This is a genomic window from Photorhabdus antumapuensis, assembly GCF_020387775.1.
GTDB classification, from domain to species: Bacteria; Pseudomonadota; Gammaproteobacteria; order Enterobacterales; family Enterobacteriaceae; genus Photorhabdus; species Photorhabdus antumapuensis.
In genome coordinates, this window is the sequence record NZ_JAHZMK010000021.1 from 232022 (window position 1) to 249732 (window position 17711).

A 17711-nucleotide genomic window follows, 5' to 3' on the forward strand; every position below is an offset into this window, starting at 1 on the left:
ATCAGACGAAGTATTCTTGAATATGTTTGATGACAATCTGCTGTTCAGCGTCTGTTATGTTGTAAAACATCGGCAAGCGCACCAGACGATCACTTTCACAGGTAGTAAAACGGTCTTCCCCGTGAAAACGGCCAAATTTTTCGCCACCGGGGCTAGTGTGCAGAGAAACATAATGGAATACCGTTAGTACACCAGCATCCTTCATATAGCTATTGAATGCTGAGCGTTCTTCAACATCTTTCAGCTTGATATAGAACATATGAGCATTATGCTCCAACCCTTCCGGTATTACAGGCAATGTCAGGAGACCAGCATCAGTCAGCGGTTTTAATGCTTGATAATAGGTATTCCACAAGGCAAGACGACGCTCATTGATTTTCTCAGCTTCTTCCAATTGTGCCCACAAATAAGCAGCCTGAAGCTCCGACATAAGATAACTCGAACCGATATCGCGCCAAGTATATTTATCAACTTGACCACGGAAAAACTGGCTACGATTAGTCCCTTTTTCGCGAACAATTTCCGCACGGGAAATCAATGATTGATCATTGATAAGTGCTGCACCACCTTCACCACCAGAAGAGTAGTTTTTGGTTTCATGGAAACTGTAGCAACCAATGTGTCCGATAGTTCCCAGTGCACATCCTTTATAAGTAGACATTACCCCCTGTGCAGCATCTTCCACGACAAACAGATTATATTTTTCTGCCAAGGCCATAATGGTATCCATTTCACAGGCCACGCCAGCGTAATGCACTGGAACAATCACGCGTGTTTTAGCTGTAATTGCTGCTTCGATTTTGGTTTCATCAATATTCATGGTATCCGGGCGGATATCCACGAATACAACAGTTGCTCCACGCAGTACAAACGCGTTAGCACTGGAAACGAAAGTGAAACTCGGCATAATAACTTCATCACCGGGTTGGATATTCAGCAAAATAGCCGCCATTTCCAGTGAAGCTGTACAAGATGGTGTCAATAAAACTTTCGGGCAATTGAAATGTTGTTCCATCCACTCTTCACAACGCTTGGTGAAACCACCATCCCCGCAAAGCTTACCGCTCTCCATTGCTTGCTTCATGTAATCTAATTCAGTGCCAACGACTGGTGGTCTGTTAAATGGAATCATTTCATCCCCTATATAACCAATAAGCAGTGCTTTCAACAAACGCACCACAGCGTGTATAAAGGCGCAAAGCAGCAATGTTGCTGGTTTGTGTCGCAATTCTTAACCGATGTATTTGATGGTGCTGACACCACTGCCGCGCCGCCAACATTAATTTTGAGCCAATCCCACGGCCAATATGTCCTGGGAATACGGCCAGCAAACCTACACGAGCCTGACCTGCCCCTATATCTCGTAAGGTAACAAATCCTGCGGACTGCCCATTATCTCCGTCTACTAGTAAACATTGATGATCAAATGTCCCCAATACCGCTTTTTCAACCCAAGTCGCATAGAAACGACCGCTATCCTGCGGTTGATACCACGGGGTTCGGAAACGGCTTAAAGGAAATACGTTGGAAGCCACCTCTTTCAACATCGTGATATCTCGCCGCTCAGCCAAAAGCAGCTTACTCTCAGAGTTGTCGTTATTAGCATTTTCTATGCCAATCACTAAGGAAAGGTCTACTTCTCCTTCCACTAACGAAAATCCCAGAGTTGATAATCCATCAATAAGATCCAATCGCTGTGCAGGTACTTTAGCCTGCACTAAAGCATACTGATCTAACTGAGATGAAGTTAGCAGACTGGCATCAGGTGTGAAATCAAGGCGAGCAGTGGACAACCCAAAATAGTGGCTATCCCACTCTAATGGTTCAATATTGGCGCGAACGGACATGAAGCAGATCCAGCAGATATTGGCCGTAGCCAGTTTTTGACAAGGATTTTACTGTTTCTCTTAGCTGTACATCATCCAACCAACCATTACGCCAGGCGATCTCTTCAAGACAGGCAATCTTAAAACCCTGACGTTTTTCAACAGTCTGCACAAAAGTGCTGGCCTCAATCAGGCTGTCATGAGTGCCAGTATCCAACCAGGCAAAACCACGCCCTAACAACTCAATATTTAGTTCGCCACGTTCCAAATACATCTGGTTAATACTGGTAATCTCTAGTTCACCCCTAGCAGAAGGCTTGACCTGCTTGGCAAAATCTACCACTTGATTATCGTAGAAATAGAGGCCCGTTACCGCCCAGTTGGATTTTGGCTTTTCTGGTTTTTCTTCAATAGAAAGAACGCGGAACGCGTCATCAAATTCCACCACCCCAAATCGTTCAGGATCCATCACTTGATAACCAAAAATAGTTGCCCCTTTTCCACGGGAAACAACATTCTTCAGTTTTGGGCTAAACCCTTGTCCAAAATAGATATTGTCCCCCAATACCAAGCAGCAAGGCCCGCCGTTGATGAACTCCTCACCAATCAAAAATGCCTGAGCTAAACCATCCGGTGATGGCTGTTCTTTATAGCTTAAATGAATACCAAATCGACTACCGTCCCCCAACAACCGGCGGAAAGAAGGTAAATCTTCCGGTGTAGAGATAATCAGAATATCACGTATCCCTGCTAGCATGAGTACTGACAAAGGATAGTAAATCATTGGCTTATCATAAATTGGCAGTAATTGTTTGGAAACACCTTGTGTTATCGGATGCAACCGAGTTCCCGATCCACCTGCCAGAATGATCCCTTTCATACCTACTGCCCCCATCGTCATTCAGTTTTTACCTAATCCAAGGCGCTCACCAGCATAAGAGCCGTCTTGAACCTTACGCCACCAGTTTTCATTTTCCAAATACCATTGAACTGTTTTACGAATACCTGATTCAAATGTTTCTTGTGGTCTCCAGCCTAGCTCACGCTCAACTTTCGCCGCATCAATAGCATAACGCATATCATGGCCTGGGCGATCCGCAACATAAGTGATCAAGTCTCGATAATAAGCAATACCCGCTGGTTTCTCAGGACAAAATTCTTCTAGCAGTTCACAAATTGCACAAACCACATCAATATTTTTGCGTTCATTATGACCACCAATATTGTAGGTTTTGCCCGGTTCAGCTTCTGTCACAACCAAATAGAGCGCTCTGGCATGGTCTTCCACATATAGCCAATCGCGAATTTGTTTCCCTTCACCATATACCGGTAAAGATTTTCCTGCTAATGCATTTAAGATCATCAGTGGGATCAGTTTTTCCGGGAAATGGTAAGGACCATAGTTATTTGAACAATTGGTGATAATGACCGGTAAACCATAAGTCCGGTGCCATGCTCTTACCAAATGATCGCTGGATGCTTTGGACGCCGAATATGGGCTACTTGGCTCATAAGGTGTTGTTTCGGTAAAGAAACCCTCTTCATCATGTAAATCACCATACACTTCATCTGTTGAAATATGGTGAAAACGGAAAACAGCCTGTTTCTCTTCACTGAGTTTCTGCCAGAAAGCCCGCGCGGCTTCCAGCAAAGTGTAAGTACCCACAATATTGGTTTCGATAAATGCCGCAGGACCATCAATAGAACGATCCACATGGCTTTCTGCCGCCAGATGCATCACACAATCTGGCTGATATTGCTCAAAGACTCGATCCAGCGCTCCACGTTGACAGATATCAACCTGTTCAAACGCATAACGAGGGCTATCCGCAACCGAGGCAAGAGACGCCAGATTACCAGCATAAGTCAAGCTATCAACCACAACCACGCTATCTTCTGTATTATCAATGATATGCCGTACAACCGCAGAACCAATAAAACCTGCACCACCTGTGATCAGAATACGTCTCAATGCCAGACTCCTTTTGTATCCACAATCCACTTCTGTTTAATTTCATGACTGTTTACAGCTTTAAACTGATTATGATCCACCAGCATCAACAGGATATCTGCTTCTTCCAGAGCCTTTTCCAGATTAACTAATCGAGTTATTTCCTTCAAGGAAGCAGGTAATTCATGAACATGAGGTTCTACAGCCAGCGTTTCACCTGCATGCCATTGCGCAATCATACCAGTGATATGTGCCGCTGGGCTCTCACGCAAATCGTCAATATTTGGTTTAAATGTCAAACCAAAACAGGCAATTTTCACTTCGCTGGCACGTTTTCCACTTTCAGCCAAACAATTCGCAACAGCCGTTTTTACTTGATCCACAACCCACAATGGTTTGTCATCATTAACCATACGTGCTGTATGAATAAGACGTGATTGTTTCGGGTTTTGAGAAACAATGAACCACGGATCAACAGCAATACAATGCCCCCCCACGCCAGGACCTGGTTGGAGAATATTTACGCGCGGGTGACGATTTGCCAAACTGATCAATTCCCACACGTTGATACCTTGATCAGCACAAATCAGGGAAAGTTCGTTGGCGAATGCAATGTTTACATCTCGGAAACTGTTTTCTGTCAGCTTACACATTTCTGCCGTTCTTGAATTAGTGACAACACATTCACCTTCAAGGAAAATTTTATACAGCTCGCTAGCTCTGGCCGAAGATTTTGACGTCATACCACCAACAACGCGGTCATTCTTAATTAATTCAACCATAACTTGTCCAGGCAACACACGTTCAGGACAGTAAGCGATATCAATATCGGACTCGTCTCCAACCTGCTGCGGGAAAGTTAAATCAGGACGCGCTGCTGCCAGCCATTCCGCCATCTGCTCCGTCGCACCTACAGGTGAGGTAGATTCCAAAATAACCAAATCACCTTTTTTCAGAACCGGCGCCACAGATTCAGCTGCGGAACGGACGTATGTCATATCCGGCTCATGATCGCCTTTAAAAGGCGTCGGGACCGCTATCAGAAAAGCATCTGCGGGTAACGGAGCAATCACTGCTTTCAGATAACCGCCTTCTACAGCAACTTTCACCACTCTGTCTAGATCCGGTTCTACAATATGAATTGCACCACGGTTGATGGTTTCTACCGCATGCTGATTAACATCCACGCCAATGACTTTCTTATTGCGGGATGCAAACGCTGCCGCCGTTGGCAAACCAATATAACCAAGGCCAATAACAGAAATAGTTTCAAAGCTCATAGTGTCACCTGATTTTTTTCAAAGCGTCGAGAATACGTTGACAGGCATCGCCATCCCCGTAAGGATTATGAGCGCGGCTCATTTGCTGATAGGCAACATCGTCTGTCAACAATCGAGTCACCTCTTCCACGATAGTTTTTGTTTCTGTCCCTACCAAACGTACCGTGCCAGCATCAACCGCCTCTGGCCGCTCAGTAGTATTACGCATTACCAATACCGGTTTTCCTAAAGAAGGAGCTTCTTCTTGAATGCCACCGGAATCCGTCAGGATCATATAGGCATGGTTCATTAGATAAACAAATGGCAAATAATCCTGGGGTTTAATGAGAATAACGTTATCAATATTATGCAAAATGCGCTTTACTGGCTCACTGACATTCGGATTTAGATGGACCGGATAGACTACTTGCACATCTGGATGAACACGGGCTATCTGTGCCAAAGCTTCACAAATTCGCTCAAATCCGCCACCAAAACTTTCACGACGATGCCCTGTAACCAGAATCATTTTTTTATTCGTATCAATAAACGGGTAGTGCTTCGCTAGTTTACTCCGCATAGCCTCGTCATTCATTATTCGATCACGTACCCACAACAACGCATCAATCACTGTATTTCCAGTAACAAAAACACGATTATCTGCAATTGATTCTTTCAATAAATTATTGTGGGAATTTTCTGTCGGAGCGAAATGATACATTGCCAGATGCCCAGCAATCTTACGGTTTGCTTCTTCCGGCCAAGGGGAATAAAGATCACCCGTTCTTAATCCAGCTTCAATGTGACCAACAGGGATACGTTGGTAGAACGCAGCCAAACTGGTTGCCATTGTTGTTGTCGTATCTCCGTGAACCAATACAACATCAGGTCTAAATTCTGCTAAAACGGGCTTCAATCCTTCCAAAATACGACAGGTAATATCTGTTAGATCTTGCCCTGATTTCATAATATTGAGATCAAAATCGGGAGTGATCTCAAAAAGGTGTAACACCTGATCCAACATTTCCCGATGTTGGGCAGTGACACATACTTTCGCTTCGAAGGCTTCATCCCTTGCCAATGCGTGTACTAGCGGAGCCATCTTGATAGCCTCCGGCCGAGTACCAAACACAGTCAACACTTTCACAGTGACTCTCTTATAGTCAGTAACTTGCAGATTTTCCTGCAAACAATACTCTTAATGCTATTTACTCCTGCTGCTGGAGTTGCAGAAGATATCCCTCAGAAATAGTTATTTCTAATAATTATCTGATTATTTACGCGAACATCTAACCAATGCCACACCGGCACCCACTAAAGCACCAACTGCCCCCCACATGATCATCAAGAACATTCTGCGAGGGCTGTCTCTGGTAACAGGCTCCTCTGGTGTTCTCAAATAGCGGTAAGCTTGGAATTGATCCTGTAATGTCGGGTGAACATTCAATGCTGCTAACATTGCAATATTCTGGTCATAGTCCACATCATACTTAGGCCCTGTTGCTTCCAAAGTCTCAAGTTGAGCCTGTAACAACGGTGCCCCTAGCATAAACATTTTTGAATCGGGCAACTGATCCACCGGTGTATCCGTTTGATTGCGCCGAATCCCTTGTTTTTCCGCAATTTTCAGGGACTGCTGTAATACATTCATTTCGCGGTTATAAACCGCTTTAGCGACCATTTCTTGGCGCTTAACCAGTGCATCCATAGATTGGGCACGGGTAGCCCATGCACCTTTTACTTCATCATTTAAATGAGTGCTGGCACGACTATTGGCAAAAGCAATGTACTGGCGCAGGAGTTGATTTGCTTGTCTAGAAGACTCAGCAGTCAGTTTAATGCTGTCATTCAGTACTTTTTTATCATCATGAGGAATAAACTGAATATTATTGACTAATTCATCTAATAAGGCAGCATCGGCTCTGGCATCGCCCTCCTGATGCTGCTTGTAATAATCAGATTTCAACCAAAATTCACGGCGAGTATCATATGCTGCAACTTGAGTGATGAACTCCTTATAGGCTTCTTCTGGAATAGAGGGTAACTGAGTTTCCGATGAAATGTTAATGTGAGTATCCAGATTGCGCAAAAACTGCTGCTGAGAGTAATAACTTCCCAACTGATTAGTCGTAGGCAGATCAGTGATTGCTGTGGTACTCCATTTTTGTTGCATCAGATAAGATGCCCCTAAAGCCGCAGTTGCGAAAATTATTGCCAGTACAACAATCCATACCTTTCCACGCCATAGCGCACTGCACAAGGCTCTGATATCCAGCTCATGCTCCAGAGCTTGTTCATCCTGAATAGATTTCGTTTCTGATTTTATCACTGCACAGAACCTCTGCTGATAATAGATGTTTAATGGTTAGCTGAACGGCGCATACGACGCTTTTGCCGTTTAATGAAACGAGCTACCTTCCATACACGCTTGAGGCAATAGCCATACAACAAAAATGCAAGCAAGAACAATGCCAACATTACCCATTCAGGTACAAATTCTAACCATTCTCCGATAATACCGACAGCGGCTAATAAAGCGGCAGCAACAGTGATCAAAATAAAAGCCTGACGTGATGAGAATCCAGACCGCATAACCAAGTGGTGAATATGTTGCCTGTCAGGAGAAAATGGGCTCATTCCTTTCCGTAACCGGCGGTACATAATAGCAACCATATCCATTAATGGAATGGCAACAATCCACAACGCAGTAACTGGATTAACAGGATGCTCATTCCCCTGAGAAGATTCAATGAGCAGCCAGATAATGGTAAAACCAATCAGTGTACTACCCGCATCCCCCATAAACACTTTGAAACGTTGGCTTAATAAACCAAGATTAAGAACAATATAAGGGAGAATGGCAGCAATAAATGCAAAACACCATAATGCTAGTGCCGTATTACCACTTTGATACAGTAAGATCCCCAAAGCACCGAAGGAGACACAGGATAATCCGCCTAATAATCCATCTATCCCATCAACCATATTGAATGCATTGATAGCAGCCCAGACAGCAAATAGTGTCACAACATAACTAAACGGTCCAAGTGTCATGTCCCAAGGGCCAAAAGCATAACCAAGACTATCTAATTTCAGGCCAGCAAAATACATCATCGCAATACCAATCAGAGCTTGGATGGTTGCCCGGACCTTAACGCTGATATCAAAACGGTCATCCAATGCGCCGACAAATACCAATACACCGGCACAAACCAAATATAACCACTTATGAGGAATAAATTCTTTTGTGATAACAAAAGCAAAACAGATGCCAACAAATATTGATATTCCTCCAACCAGAGGCACTAACCCCTGATGACACTTACGATAATTGGGCTTATCAACAAGGCCAACTTTCTTTGCTATTTTGCGAGCCATAAACAAAAACGCAAAAGAAAACAGAAAAACATAACAAATTTCAATATTCATGCTAAGAATATTCACGATGATAACTCTCTGTAAAAAGTAAACACACCCTGGTCATCTATCAACCGAAAACATATGGTTTTCTAGCCAAAATCTACCCTCACGAGCGCAAACACTGCTTAATTATGGAAAAAATTAATAGCCCTTATACTCTTACATCATTCTTTTAATATTTATTTCAAATATATGACAACATATCTACTAGCAAAATACATGCCACATATAATTTTATAACAGTACGGTGGACACAAAAAACGCCACGAAACTGTGGCGCTGATTAAAATGATTATGAACTGAGTTAAAAACTATGAACGTTTCATCATGTCAAAGAAATCGTCGTTCGTTTTGCTCATAGCCAGTTTGTTGATAAGGAATTCCATCGCATCAATTTCTCCCATCGGGTGAATAATTTTGCGCAGAATCCACATTTTCTGTAGCTCTTCAGAGGTGGTAAGCAGCTCTTCTTTACGTGTGCCAGAACGGTTGTAATCAATAGCTGGGAAGACACGTTTTTCAGCAATCTTACGGGAGAGATGCAGCTCCATGTTACCAGTGCCTTTGAACTCTTCGTAAATCACTTCATCCATCTTGGAACCCGTATCCACCAACGCAGTCGCAATAATGGTCAGGCTTCCACCCTCTTCCACATTACGCGCAGCGCCGAAGAAACGTTTCGGACGATGTAACGCGTTAGCATCCACACCACCAGTCAATACCTTACCGGATGCAGGAACAACAGTGTTATAGGCACGTGCTAAGCGAGTAATAGAGTCAAGCAGGATAATCACGTCTTTTTTGTGTTCAACCAGACGTTTTGCTTTCTCAATAACCATCTCTGCCACCTGAACGTGACGAGAAGCTGGCTCATCAAAAGTAGAAGCAATAACCTCACCTTTTACCAGACGTTGCATTTCAGTGACTTCTTCTGGACGTTCATCAATCAGAAGTACCATCAATACACAATCTGGATGATTGTGAGCAATGTTAGCAGCAATATTTTGCAGCAACATCGTCTTACCCGCTTTTGGTGGCGCGACGATCAGACCACGTTGTCCACGGCCAATCGGTGCAGCCAGATCCAGAACACGGGCAGTCAGATCCTCAGTGGAACCATTACCACGCTCCATACGCAAGCGACTATTAGCATGCAACGGAGTTAAGTTTTCAAAAAGAATTTTACTGCGAGCATTTTCTGGTTTGTCAAAATTAACTTCGTTAACCTTCAACAAGGCAAAATAGCGTTCACCTTCTTTAGGTGGACGGATTTTACCTGAAATTGTGTCACCGGTACGGAGGTTAAAACGACGGATTTGGCTGGGAGAAACGTAGATATCATCGGGGCCGGCAAGGTAGGAGCTGTCTGCTGAACGGAGGAATCCAAATCCATCCTGCAATATCTCCAGCACGCCATCACCGAAGATATCTTCCCCACTTTTCGCATGCTGCTTAAGGATAGAGAAGATAATATCTTGTTTACGCATACGGGCTAGATTTTCCAGCCCCATATTTTCGCCGAGTGTAATCAGTTCAGATACCGGCGTATTCTTTAATTCGGTAAGATTCATAATGGTGGGTTCTTAAACTCGGGGTATATCTCGAACTATGAACGTGAATAGTATGGCAGCGTCATCGATCGGTGCCTGTTTATTTTGTACAAAAACAAATCAGACCTTTAATACATTATTCATATAAAAAGGTAGTAATTTGAAGTACTAAGATTGAGCTCAAATAAGACTGACAGGCTGTCAAAAACGCTGTTGAGATAATGCTGAAACATTACTGATTTCTATAAAAACTATCTCAACGTAACGAGCTATACGCCAGATTATTCCCGTATAACCCATTGGATATTTTAGACTATCCAGAGATAACAGACTTATCAGACACTACAGATTATTCAGTATGCAACATACTTCTAACATGATGTATGTGATACAAGCAGTGGCGCTAACTTATCACGCTTCTTTACGGACGTCTAGCGGTCAATGAAATAAATAATAGTATACGCTAAACGCCCGGTATTAATGTGAGCTCACTTCAATCAGAGATTAGTATCCAAAAATTCTTTCAATTGAGTTTTTGATAGTGCTCCCACTTTCGTAGCAGCAACCTGACCATCTTTAAACAACAACAGTGTAGGAATACCACGGATACCGTACTTAGGAGCAGTTGCCGGGTTTTCATCAATGTTCAGTTTAGCAATAGTCAGTTTGCCTGAATATTCTGGGGCAATTTCATCTAAAATAGGTGCAATCATTTTACATGGTCCACACCAGGCAGCCCAAAAATCGACAAGAACAGGACCTGCTGCGTTAAGAACGTCAGTATCAAAGCTAGCATCACTCAAATGAATAATTTTATCGCTCATTTTTTACTCCAAAGAATAATTTTTTACCATGCTAGTGTAACATTACTGATATAAGCTTGCCTTTATTTCAGCGGATACACTTTCGTAAGACAATGGTTAACTGATATTCTACCACACTATGAGTAAAACACACTTGACAGAAAAGAAGTTTTCCGACTTCGCCTTGCACCCTAAGGTTATAGAAGCTCTTGATAATAAGGGTTTTTCTAATTGTACACCGATACAAGCACTGACATTGCCTTTCACTGTTGAAGGTCGTGATGTCGCGGGGCAAGCGCAAACCGGTACGGGGAAGACGCTAGCATTTTTAGCGTCTGCTTTTCATTATTTACTGACTCATCCCGCAGCGGAGGAGCGTCAAACCAATCAGCCAAGAGCGCTGATTATGGCTCCTACCCGCGAACTCGCTGTACAGATTTACTCTGATGCAGAAGATCTGGCACAGGTAACAGGTCTAAAGATGGGTCTTGCCTACGGCGGTGATGGTTATGACAAACAACTGAAAGTACTGGAATCCGGTGTTGACATTCTTATCGGCACCACCGGACGTCTGATCGACTATACCAAACAGGGGCACATTAATCTAAATGCGGTCCAAGTTATGATTCTTGATGAAGCTGATCGCATGTACGATCTCGGTTTTATCAAAGATATCCGCTGGCTATTCCGCCGGATGCCACCAGTAAACGAACGTATGAACCTACTGTTTTCTGCCACACTCTCTTACCGAGTCCGAGAACTGGCATTTGAACAAATGAATCATGCAGAGTATGTCGAGGTGGAGCCGTTACAGAAAACGGGACACCGTATCCGCGAAGAGCTGTTTTATCCTTCTAATGAAGAAAAGATGCGCCTGCTTCAAACGTTATTGGAAGAAGAGTGGCCTGATCGCTGCATCATTTTCGCCAATACAAAACATCGTTGTGAAGATATCTGGGCGCATCTGGCTGCTGACGGACATCGAGTTGGGTTACTAACCGGTGATGTAGCACAAAAAAAACGGTTACGCATTCTGGAAGAATTCAGCAACGGCAATATTGATATTCTGGTTGCAACTGATGTCGCAGCCCGTGGATTGCACATTCCTTCAGTCACTCATGTTTTTAATTATGACTTACCAGACGACTGCGAGGATTATGTTCACCGCATTGGCCGTACGGGTCGTGCAGGTGAAAGCGGCCATTCGATCAGCCTAGCCTGTGAAGAATATGCACTAAACCTGCCAGCGATTGAAGATTATATTCAGCACCCTATCCCGGTCAGCAAATATAACAGTCAAGCCTTGCTGCAAGATTTACCGGCACCTAAACGCCGGCACCGTTCGCGTTCAGGAAACCACCAGCGCCGTAACAATTTGTCGCATCGTAATAATACACCACGTAATAACCGTAAACGTTCAGGCTGAAAATGATGCTGAGTTCTTCTTCGCTCTATGCGGCTATCGACCTGGGTTCAAACAGTTTTCATATGCTAGTTGTGCGTGAAGTATCCGGCAGTATGCAGATACTGGCACGAATCAAACGTAAGGTCAGGCTGGCCGCCGGATTAGACAAACATAACCGTTTATCTCAACAGGCAATGGAGAGAGGTTGGCAATGTCTCAGGATTTTTTCTGAACGCTTACAGGATATACCTCCATCACAAATCCGCGTTGTTGCTACGGCAACTTTACGCATCGCTGAAAATTCAGACGAATTTGTGAAAAAAGCATCAGAAATCCTTGATTGTCCGGTTAAGGTAATCAGTGGTGAAGATGAAGCTCGGCTTATTTATCAAGGCGTTGCCCATACAACTGGCGGCCCTGAAAAACGTCTGGTTGTCGATATTGGTGGTGCAAGTACAGAACTGGTTACGGGGAATGGGGCAAAAGCCTCTCAGTTATCCAGTCTGAGTATGGGTTGCGTTACCTGGCTTGAAGACTACTTCAATGACCGTAGCCTGACGGAAGAAAATTTCGCCAGAGCCGAAGCTGCCGCACATGAAACGTTGAAGCCCATTGCTCCAAAGCTGATCGAACAAGGCTGGCAGATTTGTGTAGGCGCTTCCGGCACCGTTCAGGCTCTGCAAGAAATCATGATTGTTCAGGGTATGGATGAGCTGATCACTTTGCCGAAACTTCAGGAGCTCAAACATAAAGCGATTGAATGCGGTAAGCTGGAAGAACTGGAAATAGAAGGATTGACGCTGGAACGGGCTCTGGTTTTCCCAAGTGGCCTTGCTATCCTGATAGCGATTTTCCAGGCATTAAATATTGAAAGTATGATCCTTGCGGGCGGCGCCTTACGGGAAGGTCTTGTTTACGGCATGTTGGATTTACCAATAGAACCAGATATTCGTACCAGAACACTACGTAATATACAGCGACGTTTTCAGTTAGACGTTGAACAGTCTCAACGGGTCAAACAATTGGCTGAACACTTCCTACAACAGGTTGCTAAACCTTGGGAACTTGATAGCCGGTGTCATGAATTATTACAAAGTGCCTGTCTGATACATGAAATTGGCCTGAGTATTGATTTCCATCAAGCTCCATCACATGCAGCTTATCTGATCAATTATCTCGCTCTCCCCGGCTATACTCCTGCACAAAAAAAACTCTTAGCCACATTACTGAAGAACCAAAGTGGCCCCATTGATTTGTTTTCCTTTAGCCAACAAAATGCCTTACCTCTGATACAAGCTCAACGTTTATGCCGTTTGTTGCGGTTAGCTATCATCTTCGCCAATCGCCACCGAGATGACACGCTCCCTGCTCTACGTTTAACAGTGAGTGGTGAAACGTTAATAATAACGCTACCTCATGGCTGGCTAATGCAGCATCCTCTGCGGGCAGAGTCTTTGCAGCAGGAAATTCAGTGGCAAAGCCATGCTCAATGGCCGCTTGTTTTAGGTGAGCAGGATACTCAAACTTGAATAAAATCGCTTTCCCTGTATCTCTGTGATACAGGGAGTCTTCAATATATTTACGACTTATTTTTTTGTCCAAGCCCTAAACGCGATTTGATATCCGCGATACGCGATTGCCCTTTTTGCATTCTTTCTTCAGCAGTCACTATTTTTTTATCTTGCGGCCAATGTAAGTCATCCTGTGGCAATTCATGCAAAAAACGACTTGGTTCTGGACGGATTAACTCGCCATATTGACGACGCTCTTTACATAAAGTAAAGAATAACTCCCGTTGAGCACGGGTGATCCCTACATAAGCCAGTCGTCGCTCTTCATCAATATTTTCTTCATCAATACTGCTCTGATGAGGCAATAGCCCTTCTTCCATGCCGACCAGAAATACATAGGGAAACTCCAATCCTTTGGAAGCATGTAAAGTCATTAATTGCACCTGATCAAACTCCTCGCCATCTTCGTCTCGCTCCAGCATGTCCCGTAATGTGAAACGCGCAACCACCTGAGATAGAGTCATTGCTTCGTTCAGTTCATCACCTTCCAGCATTTCACTCATCCAAGTGAATAACTGATTAATATTTTTCATCCGCATTTCAGCCGCTTTCGGACTCGGTGATGTTTCGTACAGCCAGCTTTCATAATCCATACCATGCAGCAGATCACGCACCGCCAGCAAAGGATCTCGTTCAACCTGACGAGTTATCTCATCCATCCAGTGAGTAAAACGCTGTAGTGCTGCCAAACCGCGACCAGTTAGACTTTGTTCCAAACCCAGATCGAAACTAGCCTGATAGAGACTTTTATTGCGCTGATTTGCCCACTCACCCAGTTTTTGAATGGTAGCCGCACCAATCTCACGTCTTGGTGTATTGACAATTCTTAGGAATGCGCTGTCATCTTCGGGATTAGTCAGCACCCGCAGATAAGCTAGCAAATCCTTAATTTCAGGGCGGGCAAAGAAAGAAGTGCCACCAGAAATCCGGTAAGGAATACGGTTTTGCATCAGCATCTTTTCAAACACGCGGGATTGATGATTTCCTCGGTAGAGAATAGCGTAATCTTTATATTGGGTCTTATTGATAAAGTGATGTGCCATCAGCTCCCCAATAACTCTTTCCGCCTCATGCTCTTCATTATTAGCTGTAATCACTTTCAACGGATCACCATACCCTAGTGCAGAAAAAAGCCGTTTTTCAAACACGTGAGGGTTATTGGCGATCAAAATATTAGCTGCTTTCAGAATACAGCCAGAGGAACGATAGTTCTGTTCTAATTTGATCACATTAAGCTTTGGGAAATCCTCTTTCAGTAACACCAAATTTTGTGGTCTTGCGCCACGCCATGAATAGATCGACTGGTCATCATCACCCACCACCGTAAAACGAGCCCTTTGTCCCACCAACAATTTAACCAGTTGATATTGACTGGTATTGGTGTCCTGATATTCATCTACCAACAGATAACGGATACGATTTTGCCAACGTTCCCTAACTTCTTCATCATGCTGCATCAGCAAAGTCGGTTTGGTAATCAGATCGTCAAAATCCAATACATTACAGCTCGCCAGATGTAAATCATAACGGCAATAACATTCAGCAAACTGATGCTCCTGAGCAGAACGGGCCAATGCCAAAGCTTGTTGTGGAGAAAGCAGATCATTTTTCCAGTTTGAAATGGCAGAGCTCAATTTTTGTAATAGATCTTTATCTTCCTCCAGTAAATCGGCTGTTAAATCTTTCAACAGAGCCATCTGGTCCTGCTCATCAAACAACGAGAAATTGCTTTTCATTCCCAAGGCTTTGTACTCACGCTTAATGATTTCCAATCCCAACGTGTGGAAAGTAGAAATCATCAGCCCTTTAGCCTCTTTGCGCCCCAGAGTTTGTGCTACACGTTCCTTCATTTCCCGCGCGGCTTTATTAGTAAACGTCACAGCGGCAATATGACGAGGCTGATAGCCACAAGTACGGATAAGATGAGCAATTTTATTGGTGATAACTCTAGTTTTGCCAGAACCTGCCCCCGCCAGGACCAGACAAGGACCGGTAACAAATTCGACAGCTTGTTGTTGGTTGGGATTTAATCGCATGGTATTTAATGAGTTATGTCAAAGCAGTACTTCAAGAAATGAAATTGTAGCAGAAAGATAGGGCAGGATTCCACTTTACACAAACAGCAACCAACAAATGGATATTGATGATCTTATCCATTCAATACTGAATCCCCATATATTTTCACTGGTAGGATAAGGATTATCGCAACCAAATCCCTGTGAGATAGCATAATTATTTACAATATTCTCGTCTTATATTGGAATCACTTAACGAAGCACTAATTAATTTAGTCCAAAATTTCTATATTCATATCCATTCTAAGTTTAATCATTACCTCTGAATTAATATGCCATATAATTAATATTGAGTGCATTGGCTTTTATTGCTTTTTAAAGAAAATTTTTATCATACTACGTTCGATAATCTTTATAAATGAACTTATCAGTATCCGCAACCATGCACTCCAATTCAATATCTTCAATGCCTCTTATTTATCCTTTATCAATATAAAGAATTATTCATCTCATCTCGATTTGACAATAAAAGTTAGATTATTGATACTTTATCATCAACTTAACTCTCTACTGCCGATAGTGACAAACCTTGCTGGAATATAAAGATCAAATTTATGTTCTTTACAGAAATCCTTTAATTCTGCATGTAAGGGCAAATTAAATTTTTGGTAAATTGATTGAATATGATTAACCACATCTTCGGAACTTATCATTAATTCTTCACTGATTTTCTCTTCATCTAATGAGCGCAGCATTAAAAAGAGAACTTCCCATTCAGGTTGCGTCAGTGTGTCATTAGGTGGGGTAAATTCCAGTGTTGCCGGAGGGGTTTTTGCATAGTAATACGAAATAGAAAAGTCCTGAGTTTTATACATATGAAAGAAGATCCCAATGCAATCATTATTCTCATCATAAAGGGGAAATTTATCACAAATATAAGTTTGTTTAACGTTATGTTTCCAGTGAAGTGACGCGTTGCATAGTTTGAATGGCTTTTTGATCCTGACGATGGAATTCTGCTGCATATTCGGCAATAGGTGAGGGTAATTCACCCATAGATAGCCCTATAATATCGAAATCTTCAGGAAGGTTAAGCAGCTGATAAAAAGCAGGGTTAGCATAAATAAACCTTGACTCGCGATCTCTGGCTCCCCAGGGTTCATTACTTTTATCCCACATCAGCGTTAATTATGGCGTAATATGACTGGGTTTGTTTCTTATATTTGACATAGCAACTCCTAAATTTCTATTTAAGTCATGATCTGAATGAACTGTTTTCTGGTGATACAAAAAATAATTTAACTATATAATATAGTATAGTATAGTATAGTATAGTATAGTATAGTATAGTATAGTATAGTATAGTATAGTATAGTATAGTATAACAATTATCCAGCCAAAGACTGTATGTTTATTAATTTTATGATGGTGTTATCGATACTAAACAATATAAGAAAAAATATTATTTTTTATTGGAATTGATTTAAATGATTTATTTTTCTAGTTAAAAACTGCACGCATATAACATCGCAATCCATTAAGATGGATTGCCTTATAAAGATATTATATTGCTATGTGTCACATAAAAATTTTTAAAAGACTAGAGAAAAAAGGAGTGATAACATGGATAATAAACTAATCATCTCACCTCAAATCATTAACACAATGAAGCAAAATAATGAACCTTGGGGGATCAAAGATAAAAATTCATGCTTTATTTATGGCAATAAGGCATTGAACTTGATTAAAGGATTTTCTGATTCATTTGATTTTGAAGGACTTTATGATGATGAACTTCCTTGGAATGGCGCTGAGTTTGCTAAGGAATATATTCAGCATGATCAAAAGGTAATGAAAGAAGAAAAATCATATATTTCACTCGAAACACATGGAAGAATATTGTCGCTTCAA

General features: G+C 42.5%; 15 protein-coding genes and 1 pseudogene. 3 read left to right on the top strand and 13 right to left on the bottom strand.

Annotated elements, in window-relative coordinates; genetic code table 11:
* Nucleotide 1: 1 nt before the first annotated feature.
* From rffA to trxA, 10 genes are all read right to left on the bottom strand, one after another.
* Entirely contained in the window at nt 2-1132 is a 1131-nt protein-coding gene (rffA, locus tag KZ793_RS09220) for a dTDP-4-amino-4,6-dideoxygalactose transaminase (protein WP_225815054.1), read from the bottom strand.
* Nucleotide 1133: 1 nt separating this feature from the next.
* Complete coding sequence (rffC, locus tag KZ793_RS09225; RefSeq protein ID WP_225815055.1) at nt 1134-1847, bottom strand: dTDP-4-amino-4,6-dideoxy-D-galactose acyltransferase; 714 nt, start codon at nt 1845-1847, stop codon at nt 1134-1136.
* A complete protein-coding gene (gene rfbA, locus KZ793_RS09230; RefSeq protein WP_225815078.1) occupies nt 1825-2706 on the bottom strand; it encodes a glucose-1-phosphate thymidylyltransferase RfbA in 882 nt (293 codons plus the stop codon). The genes rffC and rfbA overlap by 23 nt, the downstream gene beginning before the upstream one ends.
* Nucleotides 2707-2727: 21 nt before the next feature.
* Nucleotides 2728-3798 (bottom strand): dTDP-glucose 4,6-dehydratase, encoded by a 1071-nt coding sequence (gene rffG, locus KZ793_RS09235; RefSeq protein WP_225815056.1) that lies wholly within the window; start codon nt 3796-3798, stop codon nt 2728-2730.
* Complete coding sequence (wecC, locus tag KZ793_RS09240) at nt 3795-5057, bottom strand: UDP-N-acetyl-D-mannosamine dehydrogenase (RefSeq protein WP_225815057.1); 1263 nt, start codon at nt 5055-5057, stop codon at nt 3795-3797. Before wecC ends, rffG begins: the two co-directional genes overlap by 4 nt.
* 4 nt (nt 5058-5061) lie before the next feature.
* A complete protein-coding gene (wecB, locus tag KZ793_RS09245; RefSeq protein WP_225815058.1) occupies nt 5062-6183 on the bottom strand; it encodes a non-hydrolyzing UDP-N-acetylglucosamine 2-epimerase in 1122 nt (373 codons plus the stop codon).
* 126 nt (nt 6184-6309) lie between these two features.
* Complete coding sequence (gene wzzE / locus KZ793_RS09250) at nt 6310-7365, bottom strand: ECA polysaccharide chain length modulation protein (RefSeq protein WP_225815059.1); 1056 nt, start codon at nt 7363-7365, stop codon at nt 6310-6312.
* 29 nt (nt 7366-7394) lie between these two features.
* On the bottom strand, nt 7395-8480 hold the full coding sequence (wecA, locus tag KZ793_RS09255; protein WP_225815060.1) for a UDP-N-acetylglucosamine--undecaprenyl-phosphate N-acetylglucosaminephosphotransferase: 1086 nt from the start codon (nt 8478-8480) through the stop codon (nt 7395-7397).
* A gap of 287 nt (nt 8481-8767) precedes the next feature.
* Complete coding sequence (gene rho, locus KZ793_RS09260; RefSeq protein ID WP_011148733.1) at nt 8768-10027, bottom strand: transcription termination factor Rho; 1260 nt, start codon at nt 10025-10027, stop codon at nt 8768-8770.
* A gap of 476 nt (nt 10028-10503) precedes the next feature.
* Entirely contained in the window at nt 10504-10830 is a 327-nt protein-coding gene (gene trxA, locus KZ793_RS09265) for a thioredoxin TrxA (RefSeq protein WP_225815061.1), read from the bottom strand.
* 118 nt (nt 10831-10948) lie between these two features.
* Between trxA and rhlB the strand changes: the two genes are divergently transcribed.
* Nucleotides 10949-12235 (top strand): ATP-dependent RNA helicase RhlB, encoded by a 1287-nt coding sequence (rhlB, locus tag KZ793_RS09270; RefSeq protein WP_225815062.1) that lies wholly within the window; start codon nt 10949-10951, stop codon nt 12233-12235.
* 5 nt (nt 12236-12240) lie between these two features.
* Nucleotides 12241-13743, top strand: coding sequence for a guanosine-5'-triphosphate,3'-diphosphate diphosphatase (gene gppA, locus KZ793_RS09275; RefSeq protein WP_225815079.1), 1503 nt, complete (start codon nt 12241-12243; stop codon nt 13741-13743).
* Between the two features lie 50 nt (nt 13744-13793).
* Here gppA and rep read toward each other — a convergent pair whose 3' ends face one another.
* The 3 genes from rep to KZ793_RS22665 all read right to left on the bottom strand — a co-directional run bounded on the left by rep (nt 13794) and on the right by KZ793_RS22665 (nt 16979).
* Nucleotides 13794-15821: a DNA helicase Rep gene (rep, locus tag KZ793_RS09280; RefSeq protein WP_225815063.1), complete on the bottom strand. Its 2028-nt coding sequence runs from the start codon at nt 15819-15821 to the stop codon at nt 13794-13796.
* Nucleotides 15822-16354: 533 nt separating this feature from the next.
* Nucleotides 16355-16675: a helix-turn-helix transcriptional regulator gene (locus KZ793_RS22660; RefSeq protein ID WP_317987452.1), complete on the bottom strand. Its 321-nt coding sequence runs from the start codon at nt 16673-16675 to the stop codon at nt 16355-16357.
* Nucleotides 16676-16751: 76 nt separating this feature from the next.
* On the bottom strand, nt 16752-16979 hold the full coding sequence (locus tag KZ793_RS22665) for a PAS domain-containing protein (RefSeq protein WP_317987453.1): 228 nt from the start codon (nt 16977-16979) through the stop codon (nt 16752-16754).
* Nucleotides 16980-17423: 444 nt separating this feature from the next.
* Here KZ793_RS22665 and KZ793_RS09290 point away from each other — a divergent pair.
* A pseudogene (locus KZ793_RS09290) lies at nt 17424-17711 on the top strand (helix-turn-helix transcriptional regulator); the annotation flags it as partial.